Below are 20222 nucleotides of genomic sequence, written 5' to 3'. Positions count from 1 at the left end.
CGGTGGTGCCTCGGGGGATCGGATGGGGATCGGATGGGGACGGGATGGGGACGGGATGGGACGGGCGTCAGTCATGCGCGACCCGATGCCGGGCGACGATGGCGCGGGCGACCAGGCTGGTCAGCAGGACGAAGGTGGTCAGCACCAGCGCGCCGGCCCAGGCGAGGTCCTGCCAGGACTGGTAGGGGCTGCTGGCGTACTGGTACATGACCACCGGAACGCTGGCCATCGGGCCGGTCAGGTCGGTGCTCCAGTACTGGTTGCCGAAGGCGGTGAACAGCAGCGGCGCGGTCTCCCCGGAGATCCGCGCCAGCGCCAGCAGGATGCCGGTCATGACGCCGGGCAGGGCCGAGCGGAACATCACCTGCAGCACCACCTTCCAGTGCGGCACGCCGAGCGACAGGGCCGCCTCCCGCATCTGGCCCGGGACCAGCCGCAGCATCTCGTCGGTGGTCCGCAGCACCACCGGCACGACGATGAAGGCCAGGGCGATGGCGCCGGCGATGGCGGAGAAATTGCCGCCGGTGCGCATCACCACCAGCGTGTAGACGAACAGCCCCAGCACGATGGACGGTGCGGAGAGCAGGATGTCGTTGACGAAGCGCACGACCGTGCCGACGCGGGTGCCGCGGCCGTATTCGGCCAACCAGGTGCCGGCGGCGATCCCCAATGGAGTGCCGATCGCGATGGCCAGCAGGCACATCACCGCACTGCCGAAAAACGCGTTGCGCAGACCGCCCCCGGTCATCGGCGGCGGCGTGTCGCGGGTGAACAGTGCCACCTCGATGCCGCCAAGGCCCTTGGCCAGCAGCGTCCACAAAATCCAGCCCAGGCAGATCAGGCCGATCGCGGTAGCCAGGTTGGACAGCACCAGCGCCAGCGCGTTGCCGATGCGGCGGCGGCGATACAGCGCGTCAGCGACGGCGTCGTTGCGAAGCGCGGTCATCAGTTGCCCTCCCGGCGCGCCAGGCGGGCGAGCATGACGCGTGCCAGCGCCAGCACGACGAAGGTGACGATGAACAGCACGAAGCCCAGCAGCAGCAGGGCGGAGCGGTACTCGCCGGTGGCCTCGCCGAAGTCATTGGCGATCAGCGCCGCGATGGTGGTGCCCGGCTCCAGCAGCGAGGCGGTAAAGCGGGTCGAGTTGCCGATCACGAACGCCACTGCCATGGTCTCGCCTAGCGCCCGGCCCAGGCCCAGGAAGATGCCGCCGATCACCGCCGAACGGGTATAGGGCAGAACGATGTTCCAGCTGACTTCCCATCGGGTCGATCCCAGCGCGTAGGCCGACTCCTTCAGCCGCGTCGGCACCGTCAGGAACACCTCACGCATCACCGAACTTATGAAGGGCACCACCATGATCGCCAGCACGATGCCGGCGGTGAGCATGCCGATGCCGATCGGCGGCCCCTGGAACAGCGGGCCGATCACCGGCAACGGGCCGAGGTGCTCATTCGCCCACGGCGTGACATGGCGGGTCATGACCGGCACCAGCACGAACAACCCCCACATGCCGTAGATGATCGACGGGATGCCCGCCAGCAGCTCGATCGCGGTGCCCACCGGGCCGCGCAGCCAGCGCGGCGCGACCTCGGTGAGGTGGAAGGCGATGCCGAAACTGAGCGGCACGGCCAGCAGCATCGCGATGGCGGCGGTGACCAGGGTGCCGAAGATCGGGACCAGCGCCCCGTACCGGCCCTGCACCGGGTTCCAGTCGGCGGAGAAAAAGAAATCCAGGCCGCTGGCCTGCAGCACCGCGCGGCCGCCCCAGAGCATGGACAGGGCGGCGCCGGCCAGCAGCAACAGCACGAGCGCGACGGCAGCGGCCAGCGCGTAGCGGAACCAGCGGTCGTTGCGTGCGTCGGCGGTGTCGCGCGCAAGGATGCCGGCGTTGGTCAGGACGCTCGTGCTCATGGATGGCGGCGGGTCACTGGGCGTCGGTGGTGAAACCGAATTCGCTGGCCCAGTAGCGCTCCACCTGGTCCACCAGCGGCGCCGGCAGCGGCACGTAATGCAGCGCGTCGGCCTGCGCCTGGCCGTTGTGCAGCGCCCACCGGAAGAAATCCAGCGCGTTGCGGCTGCGCTCCGCGTCCGCCGGCTGCTTGTGCATAAGGATGAAATTGGTTGCGGTGATCGGCCAGGCCTGCTCGCCGGGCGCATTGGTGATCACCAGGTTGAAGTCGCTGGCGCCGGCCCAGTCGGCGGTGGCGGCCGCGGCCTGGAAGCTGTCGGCGTTCGGCGCGACGAAGTTGCCGGCGGCGTTCTGCAGCAGCGCGTGCGACATGGCGTTCTGGATCGCGTAGGCCAGCTCGACGTAGCCGATCGCACCGTCGATCTGCTGGACGTAGGACGCCACGCCCTCGTTGCCCTTGCCGCCGACACCTGCCGGCCACTGCACGGACTTGCCTTCGCCAACAGCGTCCCGCCACGCCGGACTGACCTTGGACAGATAGTTGGTGAAGTTGAAGGTCGTGCCCGAACCGTCGGAGCGCTGGACCAGGCTGATGCCGGTCGCCGGCAGCGCCAGGTCGGGGTTGAGGGCTGCGATCGCCGGATCGTTCCAGGTAGTGAGCTTGCCCAGGTAGATGTCCGCCAGCAGCGGTCCGGTCAGGCGCAACTGGCCCGGCTCGATGCCGGCGACGTTGACCACCGGCACCACGCCGCCAATCGCGGAAGGGAACTGACCCAGGCCCGCCTGGGCCAGCTCGGCGCTTGACAGCGGTGCGTCCGAGGAGCCGAAGTCCACCGTGCCGGCAGTGATCTGGGCGATGCCGCCGCCGGAGCCGATCGACTGGTAGTTGACCTGGTGGCCGGTCGCGGCGTGGTAGTCGGCCGACCAGCGCGACACCAGCGGGAAGATGAAGGTCGCACCCGCGCCGGTGATCTGCGCGGCACCCGCGGCGCCGGAGTTGGCGTCGGACGTGCTGCCGTCGGTGGGCGCCGTGCAGCCGATAGCGGCGGCGGCAAGAGCGAAGACCAAGGACAGGGCGGCAATGCGGTTGGGTTTCATGGGCGGCTCGTCAGGGCCGGCGTGGCCGGCGTTGGCACCATGAAAGGACGTTTGTGTTACCGGCGTATGACCGTGAGGTTGGGAGGCTGAACAGGAAAAAGGGCGCCTCCGGTGGGAGGGCGCCCTTTTTCCATGGTTCGCCGCGGTGATGACCCGCCGCGACGCTGTCTTCGCGCCCGAAGCTAGTGCTGCTCGGCCCCCGCCTTGGCCACGGCCTCCAGCTTGGCCAGGTCGACGCTTTCCACCGCGGACTGGATCTGCTGGAAGTTCTCCGCGGTGCCCTCGGCCTTCACCGTGAAGCGGCTGCCGACCATGACCTCGTAGGCGCCCCGGCCGCTGCGGCTGTTCCACTCCTCTTCGATGTGGCGACCGTTGCGGGTGTAGGTCTTCTCAAAGCCGTCCTGCGTCTCCGATGAGGACTCCGAACTCATCAGTCCGCGGAATGCGCCCATCTTGGCCATCATCGGCGCGTCCGACAGCGTCAGTTTGAGGCGCCGCTGGCCGTCCTCGCTGGCGTAGTCGGCCGAGGCGTTGCTGACCTGCATGCCCATGGCACTCTCGCGGCTGGCGCTGGTGCCGGTGCGCGGCATCCCGGCGATCGATGCCGGCAACAGGCCCTTCAGCTGCTCCGGCTCCAGCGCCTCCAGGGGCTTGCCGTCCTTGCCGCCGAACAGTGCGGCCATCGCCGCTTCCGCGGACGCCATGTCGGCATCGCGCGAGCGGCCGTCAGCGGCGGTGGCCTTGGCACCGCTGCCGTCCTTGCCGCGGCTGCGCGACTCGGCCGCCTCCATGCGCTCGCCGGCGGCCTTCATCTGCTCGCCAAACGCAGCCAGTTGGCCCAGCTTGGTGTCCGTGTCGAAGACGACGCTGGAGCTGTGGGAGCTCTTGCCCAGCGCGCCGGCGCCCGCGCCGATTGCGCCGATGCCGGTCACCCCGGCGACCACCGCGCCGATCAGCAGGCTCAGCACCAGCGTGATCACCACGATCACGATGGTGTAGGCCAGCGATTTTTCCGGCGGGTTCTTCATCGTGTGCGGCAGGCCCAGGTACAGCAGGTAGATCGAGTAGATCCCGCCGGCCAGGCCGATGATGCCGCCCAGCCACGGAATGATGACGGCGATCCCGGCGACCCAGGCCGCGGTGTAGGCGTAGGCGATCACCTTCAGCGCCTGCACCTGGTTCTTCTGGCCGCGAAAGCTCGGCGCCAGCGCGTTGATGATCAGCGCCACGACATACACCATGACCAGGCTGAGCGCGTAGGTCAGCAGTGCGCCCAGCAGGCCGGCCACGATGCCGGTGCGCATGGTCGCGCCGAACATGCTATAGCCGATCAGGCTGGTCTTGACGAAGGTGAAAATGGCCGGCAGCGCGGCCAGGATCATGATGTATCGGGTGTAGAGGCCGGCGACGGTTGCCGGTTCCTCGCCGATCAGCGGCCAGGTGCGCCGCGGGTCGAACAGGATGGACTTGACCCGGGAGATGAGACCTTCGTCATTCATGTGTGCTTGCTCCGAGCGTGCGGTTATTCGGCGGGACTGCGCCGTATTCACCATGCCAACTACGGCGGATGGCGGCTCATCCGGACATTACCGCGCCGGGTGTCGCGCAATTCCACCGCGCAGACAGCACAACGGGCCCGAAGGCCCGTTGCGCACCGCACATGCTCAGATGCCACTCAATACGCCATGTCCTTCGACCAGTAGGTCTCGATCTGCCGGACCAGCGCGTCGGGCAGCGGCACGTAGTCGAGCTTGCTCGCCTGGAGGTCGCCGTTGGCATAGACCCAGCGGAAGAACTCCTTCGCCGCACGCGCTCCGGCGGCATTCTTGGGCTGCTTGTACATCAGGATGAAGTTGGTGGCGGTGATCGGCCAGGCGTCCTGGCCCGGGGCATTGGTCATCACCAGGTAGAAGTCATCGGCCGAACCCCATTCGGCGCTGGCGGCAGCCGCCGAGAACGTCTTGTCGCTCGGGATGATGTAGTTGCCGGCGGCATTCTTCAGCCGCGAGTAGGCCATCTTGTTCTGCAGTGCGTAGGACATCTCGACGTAGCCGATACCGCCCTTGATCTGCTTGACGTAGGCCGCGACACCCTCGTTGCCCTTGCCGCCGATGCCGCCGGGCCACTTCACCGAGGTGCCTTCACCGACCTGGGACTTCCACGCCGGGCTGACCTTGGACAGGTAGTTGACGAAGTTGAAGGTCGTGCCCGAGCCGTCGGAGCGGTGGACGATGGTGATCTTCAGGTCCGGCAGCTTCAGTCCCGAGTTGGTGGCGACGATGCGCGGGTCGTTCCACTTGGCGATCTTGCCCAGGAAGATGTCCGCCAGGACGTCGCCATCAAGCTTCAGCGCACCGGCGGCGATGCCGGGCACGTTCAGCACCGGCACCACGCCGCCGATCACCGACGGAAACTGCGCCAGGCCATGCTTGGAAAGTTCTTCGGGCTTGAGCGGGGCATCCGAGGAACCGAAGTCGACCGTGGCGGCCTTGATCTGGGCGATGCCGCCGCCGGAGCCGATCGACTGGTAGTTGACGCGGTTGCCGGTTGCCTTGGCGTAGTCGGCCGACCACTGGGTCATGACCGGGTAGATGAAGGACGCGCCGGCACCGGTGATCTCGGCGGCGGAGGCCGTCGCACTGGCACAGAGCGCGGCGGCCAGGGCCAGCGCGGTGAAACGGAGGGTACGGAACTGGGACACGGAGGGCTCCGGGAAGGTGGGTAGGAGGAAGGGAGGGGTCAAGCCGGCGGCAGGAATGGCGGTCGCTTACCAGAAGAACTGCAGGCGGGCTTCGGTGATGTGGGGGTTGTCGTCGATGCCGGCGCGCTGGCTGTTGACCTTCACGTAGTTCAGCGCGAGCTTGAAGTTGGAGCGCCAGTGGTAGTTCACCCCGGCGGTGATCGCGTCCATCTGGCCGCCCTGCACGGCGCCGTCGTCCAGATCGATGGTGTCGTAGCGCATCCCGAGCTGCCACATGCCGGCGGCCGGTTCGCTGGGGGCTTCGGTGCCGGGGACGCCGTCCTTGTACTTCCAGCCTTCGCCCGTGACGTTCCATAGGGCACTCAGGTACCCGCCGCTGCCGCGGAAGTCGGCCGCACCCGCGCCGTAGCGGTCGACGTCGACCTGCATGTACTCGCCTTGCAGCTTGACCGGCCCGCGTGCCCAGAAGCTCTCCAGCCCGATCGTCGACATGCGATCCGCGTTGGCCAGCGTGCCGGTACTGACCAGGCTGGCCTTGGTCAGGTCGGCATTGGGTTTGGCCGACAACTTGATCGCGTCACCATCGACATCGCGGTTCACGTACGACAGGCCGAAGTGCAGGATGGTGCCGTCCTGGTTGATCGGCGCAAATGCGCCGCGCACGCCGTAACCGTCCCCGGCGGCCTTGTTGCGGGTCAGTTCGCGGCCGAAGTAGCTGGCGGTGATGGCGAACGGGCCGCTGCCATAGGAGTAGGCCGCGCCCAGGCGACGACCGGTGGCGAAGCTGTTGGTGATGGTGGCCTTGGAGATGAAGTCGTTGTTCTTGGTCGACGACAGCTCCTCCAGGCTGTTGGGCTGCTTGAATTGGCCCATCTGGACGTAGTGCTGCTTGTTGCCGCCCAGCTTGTACTTCGCATTGACGTCGAGCCACTTGTCGGCCTTGGCGTCATAGCCCATCACCCAGTCGATGTTGCCCGGGCCCTTGCCCTTGAGCACCAGCTCGGCGCGGCGCAGTTCCTGGTCGGCATTGCGGCCGTCCAGCGCATCGCCATTGAGGTCGGCGACGTCGCTGCCGAAGTGGTTGTAATCGGCCTGGATAAGGCCTTCGAAGCTGATCTCCGAGCCACCGATCACATCGATGGCGATTTCGGCATGGGCGAGCGGTGCGGCGCCTGCCAGCAGCAGGGCAAGGGCGAGGCGGTTGCGGGCAATGGGCATGGGGCGGAAGGTCATATCGGGAAAGTGCCCGCAGTGTGGCGAGGCAACATTGCAGCGATATGACAAAGGCAGCACGGGGACGCAGGCAATGGGGCGACGACCGCGTGTGCGCCCGATTCAGCCCTGGCTTTGGAGCGCGCGCGCGGCGCTTGGTGGCGCGTCGGGCTCGCCGGGAGTCTTGTCCCGATAGCGACATATGTCGCGGATCACGCAATGCGGGCAGTCCGGCGCGCGCGCCTTGCACACGTAGCGCCCGTGCAGGATCAGCCAGTGGTGCGCGTCGCGCCGGTACTCGTCGGGAATCACGCGGACCAGCAGGTCCTCGACCTCGCGCACGTTCCTGCCCGGCGCCAGGCCGGTGCGGTTGGACACCCGGAAGATGTGGGTATCGACCGCCATCGTCGGTTCGCCGAACGCGGTGTTGAGCACCACGTTGGCGGTCTTGCGGCCGACGCCGGGCAGGGCTTCCAGCGCCGCGCGGTCGTTGGGCACCTGGCCGTCGTGCCGTTCCAGCAGCAGCTCGGCCATGGCCACCACGTTCGCCGCCTTGGTGTTGTACAGCCCGATGGTGGCGATGTAGGGCTTCAGGCCTTCCACGCCGAGGGCCGCCATCGCCGCCGGCGTATTGGCGACCGGGAACAGTTTCCGGGTCGCCTTGTTGACGCCCACGTCGGTGGACTGGGCCGACAGCGTCACCGCCACCAGCAGTTCGTAGGGGCTGGCAAACTCCAGCTCGGTGGTCGGTTCCGGGTTGAGCTGGCGCAGCCGGGCGAACATCTCCTCGATCTCGGCCTTGCGCAGCTTCGAGCGCGGGCGGGCCTTGCGGCGGGCGGGGGTGCTCAAGGCTCGGGGTCTCCGTGCTTGGGCGGATTCGGGGTGCCTGATGCGCGCGGCGATTTTGCCTGTGCGCGCGCCGCCACCTTTGCCTGTGCCCGCGCCAGTGCGGCGGCAGCGACCGCCGGCAGCGCCGGGCTGGCCACGCGTGGCGCCTCGAACGGGCGCGCCGTTTTGCTCGCGCCGGCAACCGTCGTCTTGGGCGGGTCCTCGGCGGCTACCGCGAGCGCCGCCCGGCGCTGCTCGCGCTCCAGGCGCCGACGCTCCAACCTCGCTTCACGTTGGCGATACCGCGCCCGGGCGGCCAATGCCTGGCGCCGTTCGTCCTGTATGCGATCCAGCAACGCATGGCAGCAGTCAGTGCACGCCGGGCAGGCGACGACGTCCAAAAGCCCGAGCGTAAAGGCACGGTCCAGATCGCCGACCGCCAGCGCGTTGTTGACCGGATGGACGGCGCTGCCGCGCGCATCCGCGCAACCGCAAGCACAAGCGACCTCCGGATCCACCGCCTTCAGCTGCCCTGAAACGCCGGCTTGCGACGCTCGAGGAACGCGCTGGTGCCTTCGCGCATGTCGTCGGTGGAGAACATCAGGCCGAACTGCGCGGTCTCGTACTCGAGGCCTTCCTCGATCCCGCACTCGCCGCCGACGTTGACGCAGTCGATCACCCCACGCAGCGCCAGCGGTGCGGACGCCGCCAGTTGCCCGGCCAGCTTCATGGTTTCCTCGTGCAGCTCGGCGGCGGCAACGACGCGATTGACGATGCCCAGTTCCAGCGCGCGGGCAGCGTCCACCGGTGCGCCGACCAGGCACAGCTCCAGCGTGGCCGCGCGTCCGGCCAGCCGCAGCAGGCGCTGGGTGCCGCCAAAGCCCGGGATCAGCCCCAGATTCACCTCCGGCTGGCCGACTTTGGCCTTGTCGGATGCGATGCGCAGGTGGCAGCACATGGCCAGCTCCAGCCCGCCGCCGAGTGCGAACCCGTTGACCATCGCGATGACCGGCTTGCCGAGCTTCTCGATGTGCCGCATCAGGCGCTGGCCGCGCAGCGAGAAATCGCGGCCCTGGACCGGCGTCAATGCGTTCATCTCACTGATGTCGGCGCCCGCCACGAACGCTTTCTCGCCCGCGCCGGTCAGCACCACGCAGCGCACGCCGGGATCGCTGTCGGCCACGTCGAACGCCGCGTGCAGCGCATCCAGCGTGGCGGCATTCAGCGCGTTCAACTTGTCCGGGCGGTTGACGGTGATCACGCGCACGGCGGCGTGGTCGGCGACGGTGACGATGGCGGAGGCGGCGTTTTCGCGCATTGATCGGGTCCGGGAAAAAGAGAGACGGGTGGTTTGCGGAACTTGCCGGCCAAGCAATGGTCGGACGTGGGTCGTCAGTGGCGGTTAAGCCCTTGCGTCGTTATCCTAGCGTGTCCGCCCGGGGCTGTTGACCGGCGTGGCATCCCAATCGGGGCGGTGCGTCCGCTTCGCGTCACCTCCGGAGGTTTTACCGAATGAAGTTGCGTTTGATTGCGGTCGCCGTTGCGGCCTTGACCCTGACCGCAGGCCAAGCCTTCGCCCAGGACACCTCATCCGAAAAGGGCAAGCTGAGCTACGCGCTCGGTTATGACCTGGGACGCAATGCCAGCGAAAGCGGCGAAGCGCTCGACGTCGGCACCATCACCAAGGGATTGCAGGACGGCTACGCGAAGAAGGATCCGGCCGTGCCCGTCGACCAGCTCCGCAGCGCCGTGGAGAACATGCAGAAGCGCCAGCAGGCCAAGGCCAAGGCGGCCTGGGATTCCGCAGCCGCTGAGAACAAGACCCGCAGCGACGCCTTCATCGCCCAGAACAAGGCCAAGGCCGGCGTGCAGGCGCTGCCCAGCGGCGTCCAGTACCGCGTGATCGAAGCGGGCAAGGGTGCCAAGCCGACCGCCGCCAGCACCGTCTCGCTGGAAGTCGCCGGTCCGTTCCCGTGGGGCCAGCGTCAGCAAGGCGAAGCCTCGCAGGCGCGCCCGATGCCCGACATCAAGCTGTCGGAAGTCGAGATGCCGGCGATGCGCGAAGCGCTGCAGATGATGCCCGCCGGTTCCAAGTGGGAAGTCACCCTGCCCGCCGACAAGGCCTACGGTGCCGATCCGCGTACCGGCATTCCGCCCAACATGGCGGTGCAGTTCGAGATCAAGCTGGTCAGCGTCAAGTAAAGGTATGACCGCGGCCTGGTCCGCGAACCGTCCCAACGTTGCGCCGGCCCCGTCCGGCGCAACGCATTTGTGGCCTTTGGAGTTCGTGCGCTTTCAGGAGTGTTGCCGTGTACCAGCCCTTGCCCCCCATGCTCACTCCCTGCACCGGCGTGTGCGTTCTGGATGAGCGCGGGCGATGCGACGGCTGCCATCGCACCGGCGATGAGATCGCGCGCTGGTCGCAGATGGACGATGGCGAGCGCGCCCACCTGATGGACGTGGTGTTGCCGGACCGCGAGGCAGGGCGGGGATGAGCCCTGCGGCACTGATCGCGCGGCTGGATGCCGGCGGTCGGCTGCGACGCGCGTTGCATCCGCTGCAATCGCCACCCACCGGTCCCGCGTGGAACCTGGCTGAGCTGCACGATCTTCTGCTGCCCGGGGACCCGCAATTCGACGCTGCTGTTTTGGTCGGGCTGGTACCGCGACCCGATGCCACCCAGGTCCTGCTGACGCGGCGCACCGATGCGCTGCGCCACCACGGCGGGCAGGTCGCGTTTCCCGGCGGCCGCGTGGAGGAAGATGACGTGGATGCGGTCGCCGCCGCGCTGCGCGAGACCGACGAGGAAATCGGCGTGCCCCCGGCGCAGATCACGCCGTTGGGCCTGCTCGACCCCCTGCTCACCATCACCGGCTTCCGGGTGATCCCGGTCGTGGCGGTGATCGATCCCGCGCACCGCATCCATGCCGACCCGGGCGAGGTCGCCGAGGTGTTCGAGGTGCCCCTAGCGTTCCTGCTCGATCCGGGGAACCTGGTCGGCAAGCATGTGGACTACCGTGGCCGCAAGCGCGAGGTCTGGGAGTACCGCTATCCGGCCCAGCGCATCTGGGGCGTGACCGCCTCTATCCTGATGAACCTGCGGCAGCGACTGGAGCACGTGACATGAGCGATCAGGTTTCCCATTCGACTTCCGGGTCGAAGTCCGGTTCCCCTTCCATGCCGCGCTGGCAGACCCTGGTGACGGTGGAAGATCTGGCCCGTGCACTCGGCCGGCCCGACGTGGTGGTGCTGGATGCGCGCTCATCGCTGGCCGATCCGGCCGCGTGCGAGCAGGCCTACTGGCAGTCCCACATCCCCGGCGCGTACTTTGCCGACCTCGACTGCGACCTGTCGGACCATTCCCGCCCCGGCGGTCGCCACCCTTGGCCAACCGCCGCGAAGTTCACCGACAGGCTGGGCGAGTGGGGCATCACTCCTCAGCATCAGGTGGTCGTCTACGACGCCGGCGACGGTGGGCTTTCCGCCGCACGCACCTGGTTCCTGCTGCGTGCGCTCGGCCATCGCGACGTGGCGGTGCTGGACGGCGGCTGGAAGCACTGGACCGAGCAGGATTGCCTGGTGGAGGTCGGTGCCCCCGTCGCGCCAACGCCGGCGGCCTACCACGCCGACTTCGACCCGGCGCTGCTGCTCGATGCAGCGCAGGTCCAGTCGCACCTGGCCGCCGGCGGCATGCTGGTCGACGCGCGCGCCGGCGAACGCTACCGCGGCGAGGTCGAGCCGATCGACAAGGTCGCCGGCCATGTCCCCGGCGCGATCAACCGGCCGTATTCCCTCAACCTCGAGAACGGACACTTCAAGCCCGCGGCCGCGCTCCGGGACGAGTTCACCGATCTGCTCGACGGTCGTGATCCGGACGAAGTAGTGGTGATGTGCGGGTCGGGTGTAACCGCCTGCCATCACCTGCTGGCGATGGCGCATGCCGGCCTCCCGGGCGCGAAGCTGTTCACCGGTTCCTGGAGCGGCTGGATCGAGGACCCCACGCGCCCCGTCGCGACCGGCGCGTAGCCAGCGCGCAGACTGTGACCTGCTGGGCCGGGGCGGTCGAGGGCGCGACCTGCCGACCTTCCGGGCGAATGTCCCCCGGCACCCGCCTGTGGCGGATGCCTCCTCCTTTATTTCGCCCCGAAGGCCCACAGGTCCCGCTGTCAGATCGCAGCGGGACGCGGGCATCGAACGGCTGGGCTTTCGCTTCTACAACCACCGTCATACAACGGCGGGGGCGAATGCCCTTGGGTGCGAAATAAAGGAGGAGGCACCGGCTTCATCGGTGCCGGGGGACATTCGCACCCAAGGGCATTCGCCCCTGCCCCCAGTGCCCGGTTACGTACCGCCCACCCGAAGACCTATTTTTTGCCCAGCCGCGCCACCAGCGCCTTCAGCGCGTCCTGCGTGCCCGGCTCGAACCAGGCGTCGACGAACACCTCCAGGCCGATGTGTTCCGGCTGCAGGGCCTCGATCACCTCGGCGCGGGCAATCTCGCGGGTGTGGCGCATGGCGTCGTGGGGCAGGGCCAGCAGCGCCTGCAGCCACTCGTGAGCGCGGGCGACGAGGGCTGCAGTGTCGTGCTCCGGACCCATGTCGACCAGTTCATCGACCAGGCCGAACCGCAGCGCGGCATCGGCGTCGACCATGTCACCGGCGACCAGCAGGCGCTCGGCACGGTGCGCGCCAACCACGCGCCGCATCAGCCGCTGCACCCCTTCCGGGGCAACCAGGCCGACCCGCGTCTCGTTCAGGCCAATGCGGAAATCGCCGGCCGCCATGATCCGGTAATCGCAGCACAATGCGTACACGCAACCGCCCGCCGGCGCGTGGCCCGTGATCGCCGCGACCACCGGGATGGTGCTGGCGGCAAGCGCGCGTGCGGCGCCGAAAAACGCCTGCCAGGCCTCGCTGATGGCCTTGCGGTCATCGCCCAGCGACATCAGGTAGGGAACGTCCAGGCCGGCGGAGAAGATCCGCGGCGCGCCGGCCAGCACGATGCCGCGCGCACCCTCGCTGATCGCCGACGACACCGCGTGGTGCAGCTCCCGGCACAGGGCCGGGTCGAGCGCATTGACCGGCGGGCGGGCCAGCTGCAACTCGACCACGTCGCCATGCAAAGTGGCCTTGACGTGGCTCACGGCCGGTCGCCCTCGGTCCAGCGGTAGCGCACGGTGTAGGTCAACACGGTCTCGCCCTTGGCCGGAACCGGCACGTCGAACTCCACCTGGTTGGCGCCCTTCTTTGTCGCCGGCACGCTGGACTCGATGATCTGCCAGTCGCTCCAGCGCGGCAGGTTTTCCAGCACCTGGATGGTCGCGTCCTTGTCCTTGGCGTTGCCCAGGGTGATCGCGAACGACTCTGTGATCGTGCGGCCCGCGCGGTCCAGACGGAAGTCGGTGGCTTCGCGCTCGGCGCGCAGGTCGAACGGGCGGCCCACTTCCAGGGTGATGTCGGCGCCCTGGGCGGTATGCGCGAGCATCGACTCGCCCAGGAAGTCCTCGCCGTCGAACACGCGAACGCGACCGGCCGGCAGCGGCTGGCCGAGGCCGGCCTCCTTGGAGTTGGTCACCGCGACCGTGGCGGTAACCGGCAGGGTGCCGGTCTGTCCGCGCTGGACCGGCTCGATCAGCGGACGCGGCGGAATCCACGGCTCACCGCGCTGGCCGACCGTGTACGCGCGCTCGCAGGTGACTGCGGGCAGCTGGGCGAACAGCGGCACCCGCTCGACCACACCGTTGGCGACGGTGATGGCATTGGGCAGCTCGTAGGAGTGGTATTCGCCGGACTGCCGCACCGACGGCATTTCCATCATCTTCGGCGCCGCCGTGGCAGCCGCGTCATAGGCGCTGTTCATCGCCATCTCCGGACGGGCGCGGGCGCGGGCGGGTTCGCCGGCGACCAGCGTGATCCGGGCATTGCCGAAACCCACGCCGGCGCGGTTGACCAGCAGGGCGGCGCCGTCCAGCGCCAGCGTGCAGTTCCTGGCGTCGGCGTCCGCGTTGGCCAGCGTGGCGCGGTACTCGGCGCGCCAGGCCATGCCGCCCATCGGGTAGCTGAGCAGGAAGTCGGCGTCGCCGGCCTTGTCGGCCTGCACGGTCCAGCGCAGCTCGGCCTGCTGCGGCACCAGCTTGCTGCCATCGACCACGCTGAAGTTGTCGTAATCGCGGATCACCTTGATGCGGCCGTCGCCCAGAGCCAGGGTCAGGCCGTCGTTGGCGGCCAGCAGCACGCCGTTGTCGCTCTGCTTGGCGGTGCCGGCGGTGTGCTCGACCACGATCCGCTGCCCGATCACCTGGGCGATCACTTCATCGGTGCCTGACAGCGGGGCGACGAAGCGTTGCGACAGCAAGCTGATCCCGTCCGAGCGCGGCTGCAGCTGGGCGGCCTCGACGTCCATCGAGCGGGGCATGCCATTGGCCGACACGGAATTGACGCCGGACTGGAGGGTGTAATGCAGCGGGCGTTCGACCAGCGCGAATCCCGGCATGCCGACGCGGGCGAGGGTATCGCCGGACAGCGACTCGTAGTCGCCGCTGTAGATGGTCAGGCGCGTGCTGCCGCTTTCCGGATTGGCGCCGGTGCTTGCCGGCGGCGGCGTGGGCTTGGCGGCGGGAGGCGGGGCCTCCGGGTCGGATGCGGGCTTGCCGGAACACGCGGCGAGCGCAACGGCAACGGCAAGGAAGGGCAGCGTTCGGCGCATCTCGGACTCCAGTCTCGACCTGCCGGTATCATAAGGGCATGAACACCCTCCGCGTTTCCCTGCTGGGCTCCCTTGTCGCCGTCGCATTCAGTCTGGCCTCGCCGGTGGCCGCCGCGGCCGATGTGGAATGCCTGCCGGAAGTCAGCGACGGCTGGATCCGCGTGCCGCCCGCCGGCATCCCGGTCTTGGCGGGCTTTGGCACCATCACCAACGCCTGCGACACGGCGGTGACCCTGGTGTCGGGCAGCAGCCCGGGCTTTGAGGATGTGTCCATCCACGAGACGCGTTTCGACGATGGCATGGCGCGGATGCGCGCAATCCCGCGTCTGGTGATCCCTGCCGGCGACAGCGTCACGCTCAAGCCCGGTGGCCTGCATATGATGCTGATGAAACCCAGGGCCACGCCGGTCGCGGGTGAGCAGGTCCGGATCGATCTGCAGCTGGATGACGGACGGAAGATTTCCGGCGATTTCAGGATCCGAAAATAGGACCTGGCATCGACGCGACGGACGCGCGCCGGTTGGGCGCCGCGCAGTGGCGTCAGTGCACACCACGAAGAGGGCGGCGATGAGCCAGGTGTCGAAACGTCCCCATCCGCCCGTATTGCCGCGTGTGCTGGCCTGCCTGTTTGTCATCAGCGTGTCCGCTCCGGCGTGGGCGCAGGAGTCGGCCTCGCGGGTGCAGGTCGCACCACCGATCGCACTGAGCTTCGAGCAAGCCCGCACCACGCTGGAGCAGTCATCCGACGCGCTGGCCGCCGCCGACGCCGGCGTTCGCGGCAAGCTCGACCTCGCCCGCGCCACCCGCTCGCTGCGCGTACCCGAGGTGTCGGTGGACGTGCGCCAGATGGAGTTCCAGAAGACCCTGAGCCTGCCGCTGGGCTCGCTGGCACCGGTCGCCGAGGCGTTTGGCATTCCCAGTCCGCTGCAGTTCCGTGAGCGCGACTGGCGCCTGCGTCCGGTGCTGAGCACCGTGGTGCCGATCTACAGCGGCGGGCAGATCCCGGCCGCGCAGGCGGCCGCCGCGGCGGCCGTCCGCCAGGCCTCGGCGGAACGCGACCTGGAGTCGCAATCGCAGGTGCTGCAACTGGTGCAGCGCTATTTCGGCCAGCAACTGGCGCGGCAGGCGCTGGACGTGCGCCGCGACGTGCGCGACGGGCTGCAGCGCCATGTGGAGAATGCCGAAAAGCTCGAACGCGAAGGTTTCGCGACCAAGGCCCAGCGCCTGCAGGCCACGGTCGCCCGGGACCAGGCCGAGCGTGACTACCAGCGCGCGATCAACGACCTGGACACGATCAGCGAATCGCTGGCCAACCTGCTGCGCAGCGACCGGCCCATCGCCCCGACCACCCCCTTGTTCGTGATCAGCAGTCCGACGGCCCCGATCGAGACGTATCGCCAGCAGGCGCTCGCGCAACACCCGCAGATCCGTCGCCTGCAGGCGCTGGGCGATCAGGCCAGCGAAGGGGTCAAGGTGCAGCAGGCCAAGCTCAAGCCGCAGGTGTATGCCTTCGGCCAGTACGACCTGTACCGCGAGGACGCAATGATCACCGACCCCGACTGGGCGTTCGGCATTGGCGTGAAATACACCTTCCTGTCGGGCAGCAACCGGCCGGCGCAGATTGCCGCCGCCCGCGAGCAGGAATTCGCCGCCGAGGCCGGACTGCGCGAGGCGCGCAACCAGATCACCTCGGGCGTCAGCAAGGCCTACAACGATCTGGAATCGGCGCGCCAGCAGTACCTGTTGCTGGACAGCGCCATCGAACTGTCGCGTGAGAACCTGCGCCTGCAGGAGCTGTCGTTCCGCGAAGGCCAGGTGACCTCGCTGGACGTGATCGATGCCCGCCTGCAGCTGGGTGGCGCGATGGTCGAGCGCGCGCAGGCAGCCTACGACTACGACGTGGCGCTGGCGCGATTGCTGGAAATCAGCGGGCGGCTCGAGGACTACCACGACTACTTCCGCAAGGCGGACAAGGTGCTGCAGCAATGAGCGAGAACGCGAGTGCCAACAAGAGGACACCACCAAGTGGACCGCGCCGTTGGCTGGGCGTTGGCGCCATCGTGGTGGTCGTCGCGCTGGTCGTGACCGGGCTGTGGCTGGCCTTCCGCGCGCCGGCCGATGTGGTGCAGGGCATGGCCGACGCCGACAGCATCAACGTATCGACGAAAATCAGTGCGCGGGTGTCGAAACTGCTCGTGCGCGAGGGCGACCGGGTCGAGGCGGGGCAGGTGCTGTTCGAGCTGGACAGTCCGGAGGTCGCCGCCAAGCAGGCGCAGGCGGACGCGGTCCTGGACGCGGCGCGCGCGCAGGCCGGCAAGGCCGAGGAGGGCGCGCGCTCGGAAGACATCCGCGCGGCGGAGGCCAACTGGCGTCGCGCCAGTGCCGGCGCCGAGCTCTCCCGCGCCACCTATCGGCGGGTCGATAACCTCTACCGCGAAGGCGTGATGACCCGGCAGAAGCGTGACGAGGCCCTGGCCCAGCAGCGCAGCTCCAATGCCCTGGAGGCCGCCGCACGCGCGCAGTACGACATGGCCCTTGCCGGTGCGCGCGGCGAGGACAAGGCGGCCGCGCAGGCGCAGGTGCGCCAGGCCGAGGGCGCCGTGGCCGAGGTGGGCGCCGCCCAGTTGGAGATCGAGGGGCGCGCGCCGATCGCCGGTGAGGTCGGCAAGCGCCTGGTCGACGTCGGCGAACTGGTGCCGGCCGGATACCCGGTGTTCGCCCTGGTCGATATCGACCGCATGTGGGTCTCGCTCAACCTGCGCGAGGACCAGTTCGGCGGCATCCGGGTGGGAACGCAGCTGCGCGGCGACATTCCCGCGCTGGGGCTGGAAGGTGTGCCGTTCGAGGTCTACTTCATCAGTCCCGCCGGTGACTTCGCAACCTGGCGTTCGACCCGCCAGTCCAGCGGCTACGACGTGAAAAGTTTCGAGGTCCGGGTACGGCCGGCGCAGAAGGTCGACGGCTTCCGTCCGGGCATGAGCGTCCTGTTCGCATGGCCACCGGCGGATTAGCCGGGACGGCGGACCGCGCAACGCCAATGCAGGCGCTGCTGGCATCGGCACGCCGCGAATGCCGCTTCCTGCGTGCAAGTCCCTGGGATCTCGCGCTGGCCACGTGGATCCCTTGCGTACTGCTTTTCATCGTGGCGTGGTTGTTCAGCGGAGGAGTGCCGCGCGAGCTGCCCGTCGCCGTGGTCGACCTGGATCGGAGCACGACCAGCCGTGAGCTGGTCCGCCACCTGCAGGCATCGCCGGGGCTGACGGTGTCCGAGCAGCCAGCGTCGCTGGAGCAGGCGTTTTCCCTGGCGCGCGCGCTGAAGGTGTATGCCGTGGTGCATATCCCGGCGGGGACCGGGCGCGACATCCAGCGCGACGGCAGTGGCACGGTTCTGAGCTACTTCAACGCCAGTTACCAGGTGGCAGGCCAAGCGGCGGCGCGCGACATCGACAGCGCCGTGCAGGCGGTGTCGGCGCAATTGGCGGTGGCCGAGGTCGCCCTGACCCGCGGGCCGGCGAGCGTCCGCGCCGCCCCCGTCTCAGTGCAGACCAGCGTGCTGTTCAACCCTAGTCGCAGCTACGAGCAGTTCCTGCTGGCCCTGCTGTTCCCGGCCATCCTGCATCTCGCGCTGTGCGTGGCGATGGTGGGGGCATTCGGGCGCGAACTGCGCGACGCGACCATCCAGGCCTGGCTGCGCGAAAGCCATGACCGCCTGGTGCCGGCGGTGCTCGGCAAGATGGCGCCGTATTTCCTGTTGTTCACCGCCTACGGCGCGGCCAGCCTGGTTTGGCTGGCGGTGCTGCGCGGCGGCGGCCTGGCCGACGGTTTCGGCTTGTTGGTGCTGGGGCAGGCGCTGATGTATCTGGCTTACGCGGCGATCGCGCTGCTGCTGGTCGCGGCCACCCGCAACATGGCCTCGGCGTTGTCGATGGCGGGGCTGTATGCGGGCACTTCGCTGGCATTCTCGGCGGCGACGTTCCCGTTGCAGGGGGCGTCCTGGTTCACCCGGCTGTGGAGCGCGCTGCTGCCTTTCACCGCCTACCTCAAGCTGCAGGCGCAACAACTCGACATGGGCTCCTCGCTGGCGGTTTCGGCGTGGCCGCTGGGCGCCTTGCTGCTGTTCGTGGTGATTCCCGGCGCCGTGGGCATGGTCCTGCTGGGTCGGGCCTCGCGCGACCCGGCAGCGTGGGGGCGGCGATGAACCGGTTCGCGTTCGCCTTCGGCGAGACCCTGCGCGCGATTGCCGGCGACCGCGTGGCGATGCTGACGCTGGTCGGCGCGATCCTGCTGTATTCGTTCTTCTACCCGGCCGCGTATCGCCACCAGGTGGCCGTTGACCTGCCGCTGGTCGTGGTCGACCAGGACCGCAGTCCGTTGAGTCGCGACCTGCTGCGCAAGCTCGATGCGGTGCGCGCGGTCCACGTCCTCGGCGTGTTGGGATCAATGGATGATGCGCGCACCATGGTGGAGCGTGGCGATGCCGAAGCGATTCTGTTGGTGCCGGCGGATTTCCAGCGCGACATCCTGCGCGGCGGTCAGGGCCGGCTGGCGCTGTTCGGCAACGGCACCCTGCTGGGACGGGCGAGCCTGGTGCTGCAGGGCGCGGCGACGGCAATCACCGCCTTCGGACAGGAGGTGGCGATCAGCCAGGCGCAATTTGCCGGGGTGCCGGCGGGACCGCCGCTGCAGGTGATCGAGCGGCCGCTGTTCAATACCGCCGAAGGGTATGGCAGCAGCATCGTGCCCGGCGTCGCGGCGCTGATCGTGCAACAGACCCTGCTGATCGGCGTGGCGGTGATGGCGGCGACCCGGCGCGAGCGCCATGGGCAGCTGCGGCTCTCGCGACCGGGCCTGGCCGGCATTGCCGCCGCCTTCGCGATGACGGGGATGCTCAGCCTGCTGTACTTCAGCGGCTTCGTGTACTGGTTCCAGGATTACCCCCGCGGCGGCAACCTGGCGGGCGTGTTGCTGGCCGGGGCCTTGTTCATCGCCGCGGTGGTCGGCTTTGCGATGTTTTTCGGCAGCTTCTTCCGCACCCGCGAGCGCGCCTTCCAGCTGATCACCGTCACCTCGCTGCCGCTGTTCTTCCTGTCCAACCTGTCGTGGCCGGTGGAGGCCACGCCACGGCTGCTGATGCGCATCGCCCAATGGCTGCCCAGCACGCCGGGGATCAACGCGCTGGTCAAGGTCAACCAGATGGGCGCGAGCCTGGCGGAGGTATCCGGGGAGCTGGCCAACCTCGCGCTGCTGGCGCTGCTCTACGCCGCCCTGGCTGCGTGGCGTTACCGGCCGCGCCGCTCAGCGTGAGCAGGCTTCCCGGACCTTGTGCGGCAGCTCGGCCGCACGGCCGCTGTCGCGATCGATCCACACCATGACCACGTTGCCGTCGCAGTAGACGATCGAGCGGTCCTCGTCGTCGACGATGCGGTGGCCAATGCTGAGGCTGGTGTTGCCCAGCCGCTCAACGAACAGTTCGACCACCACCTCGGCCGGCCAGGTGATCGGCCGACGGTAGTTGAGCTGGGCGGCGGCCACGACCGGCGCCACGTGGTCGTCCATGCCCTGGCCGGGCACGCCCATCATCCAGTGCAGCCGCGCCTCTTCCAGGTAGCTGAGGTACTTGGAGTTGTTGACGTGGTTGAACGCGTCCAGGTCACGCCAGCGTACCGCCATCGGCACCCGGATCAGATCCGCGCTGGGAGCGGCGCCCGAATCGTTCTGCGCTGATGGGAGCGGCTTCGCCGACTCCGCCGCGCCTTGCTGCTCGG

Annotated in this window: 18 protein-coding genes and 2 pseudogenes; 8 read left to right on the top strand and 12 right to left on the bottom strand. The window is 68.6% G+C overall.

Features of this window, described 5'->3' with window-relative positions:
- Window positions 1–67: 67 nt before the first annotated feature.
- The 9 genes and pseudogenes from pstA to INQ40_RS08770 form a co-directional block, all read right to left on the bottom strand.
- On the bottom strand, window positions 68–946 hold the full coding sequence (pstA, locus tag INQ40_RS08810; protein ID WP_194340144.1) for a phosphate ABC transporter permease PstA: 879 nt from the start codon (window positions 944–946) through the stop codon (window positions 68–70).
- Window positions 946–1914, bottom strand: coding sequence for a phosphate ABC transporter permease subunit PstC (gene pstC / locus INQ40_RS08805; RefSeq protein WP_194033913.1), 969 nt, complete (start codon window positions 1912–1914; stop codon window positions 946–948). Before pstC ends, pstA begins: the two co-directional genes overlap by 1 nt.
- 13 nt (window positions 1915–1927) lie before the next feature.
- Window positions 1928–3010 carry a phosphate ABC transporter substrate-binding protein PstS gene (gene pstS / locus INQ40_RS08800; protein WP_194340143.1) on the bottom strand — a complete coding sequence of 361 codons (1083 nt, stop codon included), beginning with the start codon at window positions 3008–3010 and terminating at the stop codon, window positions 1928–1930.
- A gap of 182 nt (window positions 3011–3192) precedes the next feature.
- On the bottom strand, window positions 3193–4509 hold the full coding sequence (locus INQ40_RS08795; RefSeq protein WP_194340142.1) for a Yip1 family protein: 1317 nt from the start codon (window positions 4507–4509) through the stop codon (window positions 3193–3195).
- A 176-nt stretch (window positions 4510–4685) separates the two neighbouring features.
- Window positions 4686–5711: a phosphate ABC transporter substrate-binding protein PstS gene (gene pstS, locus INQ40_RS08790; protein WP_228481976.1), complete on the bottom strand. Its 1026-nt coding sequence runs from the start codon at window positions 5709–5711 to the stop codon at window positions 4686–4688.
- Window positions 5712–5777: 66 nt separating this feature from the next.
- Window positions 5778–6929 (bottom strand): OprO/OprP family phosphate-selective porin, encoded by a 1152-nt coding sequence (locus tag INQ40_RS08785; RefSeq protein ID WP_194340141.1) that lies wholly within the window; start codon window positions 6927–6929, stop codon window positions 5778–5780.
- A gap of 117 nt (window positions 6930–7046) precedes the next feature.
- Entirely contained in the window at window positions 7047–7772 is a 726-nt protein-coding gene (gene nth, locus INQ40_RS08780; protein ID WP_194340140.1) for an endonuclease III, read from the bottom strand.
- A 59-nt stretch (window positions 7773–7831) separates the two neighbouring features.
- A pseudogene (locus tag INQ40_RS08775) lies at window positions 7832–8194 on the bottom strand (hypothetical protein); the annotation flags it as partial.
- An 80-nt stretch (window positions 8195–8274) separates the two neighbouring features.
- Window positions 8275–9069, bottom strand: a complete 795-nt coding sequence (locus INQ40_RS08770) for an enoyl-CoA hydratase-related protein (protein WP_194340138.1) — start codon at window positions 9067–9069, stop codon at window positions 8275–8277.
- 194 nt (window positions 9070–9263) lie between these two features.
- Here INQ40_RS08770 and INQ40_RS08765 point away from each other — a divergent pair, with 194 nt between their 5' ends.
- The 3 genes and pseudogenes from INQ40_RS08765 (at window position 9264) to INQ40_RS08755 (ending at window position 11777) form a co-directional block, all read left to right on the top strand.
- Entirely contained in the window at window positions 9264–9953 is a 690-nt protein-coding gene (locus INQ40_RS08765) for an FKBP-type peptidyl-prolyl cis-trans isomerase N-terminal domain-containing protein (protein WP_193983827.1), read from the top strand.
- Between the two features lie 128 nt (window positions 9954–10081).
- A pseudogene (locus INQ40_RS08760) lies at window positions 10082–10878 on the top strand (CoA pyrophosphatase).
- A 50-nt stretch (window positions 10879–10928) separates the two neighbouring features.
- Window positions 10929–11777: a sulfurtransferase gene (locus INQ40_RS08755; RefSeq protein ID WP_194342493.1), complete on the top strand. Its 849-nt coding sequence runs from the start codon at window positions 10929–10931 to the stop codon at window positions 11775–11777.
- A 338-nt stretch (window positions 11778–12115) separates the two neighbouring features.
- Here INQ40_RS08755 and INQ40_RS08750 read toward each other — a convergent pair whose 3' ends face one another.
- Entirely contained in the window at window positions 12116–12895 is a 780-nt protein-coding gene (locus tag INQ40_RS08750) for an enoyl-CoA hydratase/isomerase family protein (protein ID WP_194340137.1), read from the bottom strand.
- The gene (locus INQ40_RS08745) at window positions 12892–14457 is read right to left on the bottom strand and encodes a DUF4139 domain-containing protein (protein WP_194340136.1); all 1566 of its coding nucleotides are present in this window, start codon (window positions 14455–14457) and stop codon (window positions 12892–12894) included. The genes INQ40_RS08750 and INQ40_RS08745 overlap by 4 nt, the downstream gene beginning before the upstream one ends.
- A gap of 38 nt (window positions 14458–14495) precedes the next feature.
- On the opposite strand from INQ40_RS08745, the gene INQ40_RS08740 reads away from it, so the two are divergent.
- From INQ40_RS08740 to INQ40_RS08720, 5 genes are all read left to right on the top strand, one after another.
- Window positions 14496–14945, top strand: a complete 450-nt coding sequence (locus tag INQ40_RS08740) for a copper chaperone PCu(A)C (protein ID WP_194340135.1) — start codon at window positions 14496–14498, stop codon at window positions 14943–14945.
- Between the two features lie 79 nt (window positions 14946–15024).
- Window positions 15025–16446 (top strand): TolC family protein, encoded by a 1422-nt coding sequence (locus INQ40_RS08735; protein ID WP_194340134.1) that lies wholly within the window; start codon window positions 15025–15027, stop codon window positions 16444–16446.
- On the top strand, window positions 16443–17468 hold the full coding sequence (locus tag INQ40_RS08730) for an efflux RND transporter periplasmic adaptor subunit (protein WP_194340133.1): 1026 nt from the start codon (window positions 16443–16445) through the stop codon (window positions 17466–17468). The genes INQ40_RS08735 and INQ40_RS08730 overlap by 4 nt, the downstream gene beginning before the upstream one ends.
- 26 nt (window positions 17469–17494) lie before the next feature.
- Window positions 17495–18655, top strand: a complete 1161-nt coding sequence (locus INQ40_RS08725) for an ABC transporter permease (RefSeq protein WP_194340132.1) — start codon at window positions 17495–17497, stop codon at window positions 18653–18655.
- Entirely contained in the window at window positions 18652–19761 is a 1110-nt protein-coding gene (locus INQ40_RS08720; protein WP_194340131.1) for an ABC transporter permease, read from the top strand. The genes INQ40_RS08725 and INQ40_RS08720 overlap by 4 nt, the downstream gene beginning before the upstream one ends.
- Here the strand turns inward: INQ40_RS08720 and INQ40_RS13075 are convergent.
- A complete protein-coding gene (locus INQ40_RS13075; protein ID WP_193987304.1) occupies window positions 19753–20127 on the bottom strand; it encodes a thioesterase family protein in 375 nt (124 codons plus the stop codon). The two genes, INQ40_RS08720 and INQ40_RS13075, sit on opposite strands and share 9 nt — an antisense overlap.
- Window positions 20128–20222 lie beyond the last annotated feature (95 nt).

The organism is Lysobacter sp. H21R4, from assembly GCF_015277535.1.
Taxonomy (GTDB): Bacteria; Pseudomonadota; Gammaproteobacteria; order Xanthomonadales; family Xanthomonadaceae; genus Novilysobacter; species Novilysobacter ciconiae.
This window is presented reverse-complemented; position numbering and strand designations above follow the sequence as displayed.

Coding starts and splice junctions, on each gene's coding strand:
- pstA (WP_194340144.1), bottom strand. CDS start 946: ATGACCGCGCTTCGCAACGACGCCGTCGCTGACGCGCTGTATCGCCGC.
- pstC (WP_194033913.1), bottom strand. CDS start 1,914: ATGAGCACGAGCGTCCTGACCAACGCCGGCATCCTTGCGCGCGACACC.
- pstS (WP_194340143.1), bottom strand. CDS start 3,010: ATGAAACCCAACCGCATTGCCGCCCTGTCCTTGGTCTTCGCTCTTGCC.
- INQ40_RS08795 (WP_194340142.1), bottom strand. CDS start 4,509: ATGAATGACGAAGGTCTCATCTCCCGGGTCAAGTCCATCCTGTTCGAC.
- INQ40_RS08785 (WP_194340141.1), bottom strand. CDS start 6,929: ATGCCCATTGCCCGCAACCGCCTCGCCCTTGCCCTGCTGCTGGCAGGC.
- INQ40_RS08770 (WP_194340138.1), bottom strand. CDS start 9,069: ATGCGCGAAAACGCCGCCTCCGCCATCGTCACCGTCGCCGACCACGCC.
- INQ40_RS08765 (WP_193983827.1), top strand. CDS start 9,264: ATGAAGTTGCGTTTGATTGCGGTCGCCGTTGCGGCCTTGACCCTGACC.
- INQ40_RS08755 (WP_194342493.1), top strand. CDS start 10,929: ATGCCGCGCTGGCAGACCCTGGTGACGGTGGAAGATCTGGCCCGTGCA.
- INQ40_RS08745 (WP_194340136.1), bottom strand. CDS start 14,457: ATGCGCCGAACGCTGCCCTTCCTTGCCGTTGCCGTTGCGCTCGCCGCG.
- INQ40_RS08740 (WP_194340135.1), top strand. CDS start 14,496: ATGAACACCCTCCGCGTTTCCCTGCTGGGCTCCCTTGTCGCCGTCGCA.
- INQ40_RS08735 (WP_194340134.1), top strand. CDS start 15,025: ATGAGCCAGGTGTCGAAACGTCCCCATCCGCCCGTATTGCCGCGTGTG.
- INQ40_RS08730 (WP_194340133.1), top strand. CDS start 16,443: ATGAGCGAGAACGCGAGTGCCAACAAGAGGACACCACCAAGTGGACCG.
- INQ40_RS08725 (WP_194340132.1), top strand. CDS start 17,495: ATGCAGGCGCTGCTGGCATCGGCACGCCGCGAATGCCGCTTCCTGCGT.
- INQ40_RS08720 (WP_194340131.1), top strand. CDS start 18,652: ATGAACCGGTTCGCGTTCGCCTTCGGCGAGACCCTGCGCGCGATTGCC.
- INQ40_RS13075 (WP_193987304.1), bottom strand. CDS start 20,127: ATGGCGGTACGCTGGCGTGACCTGGACGCGTTCAACCACGTCAACAAC.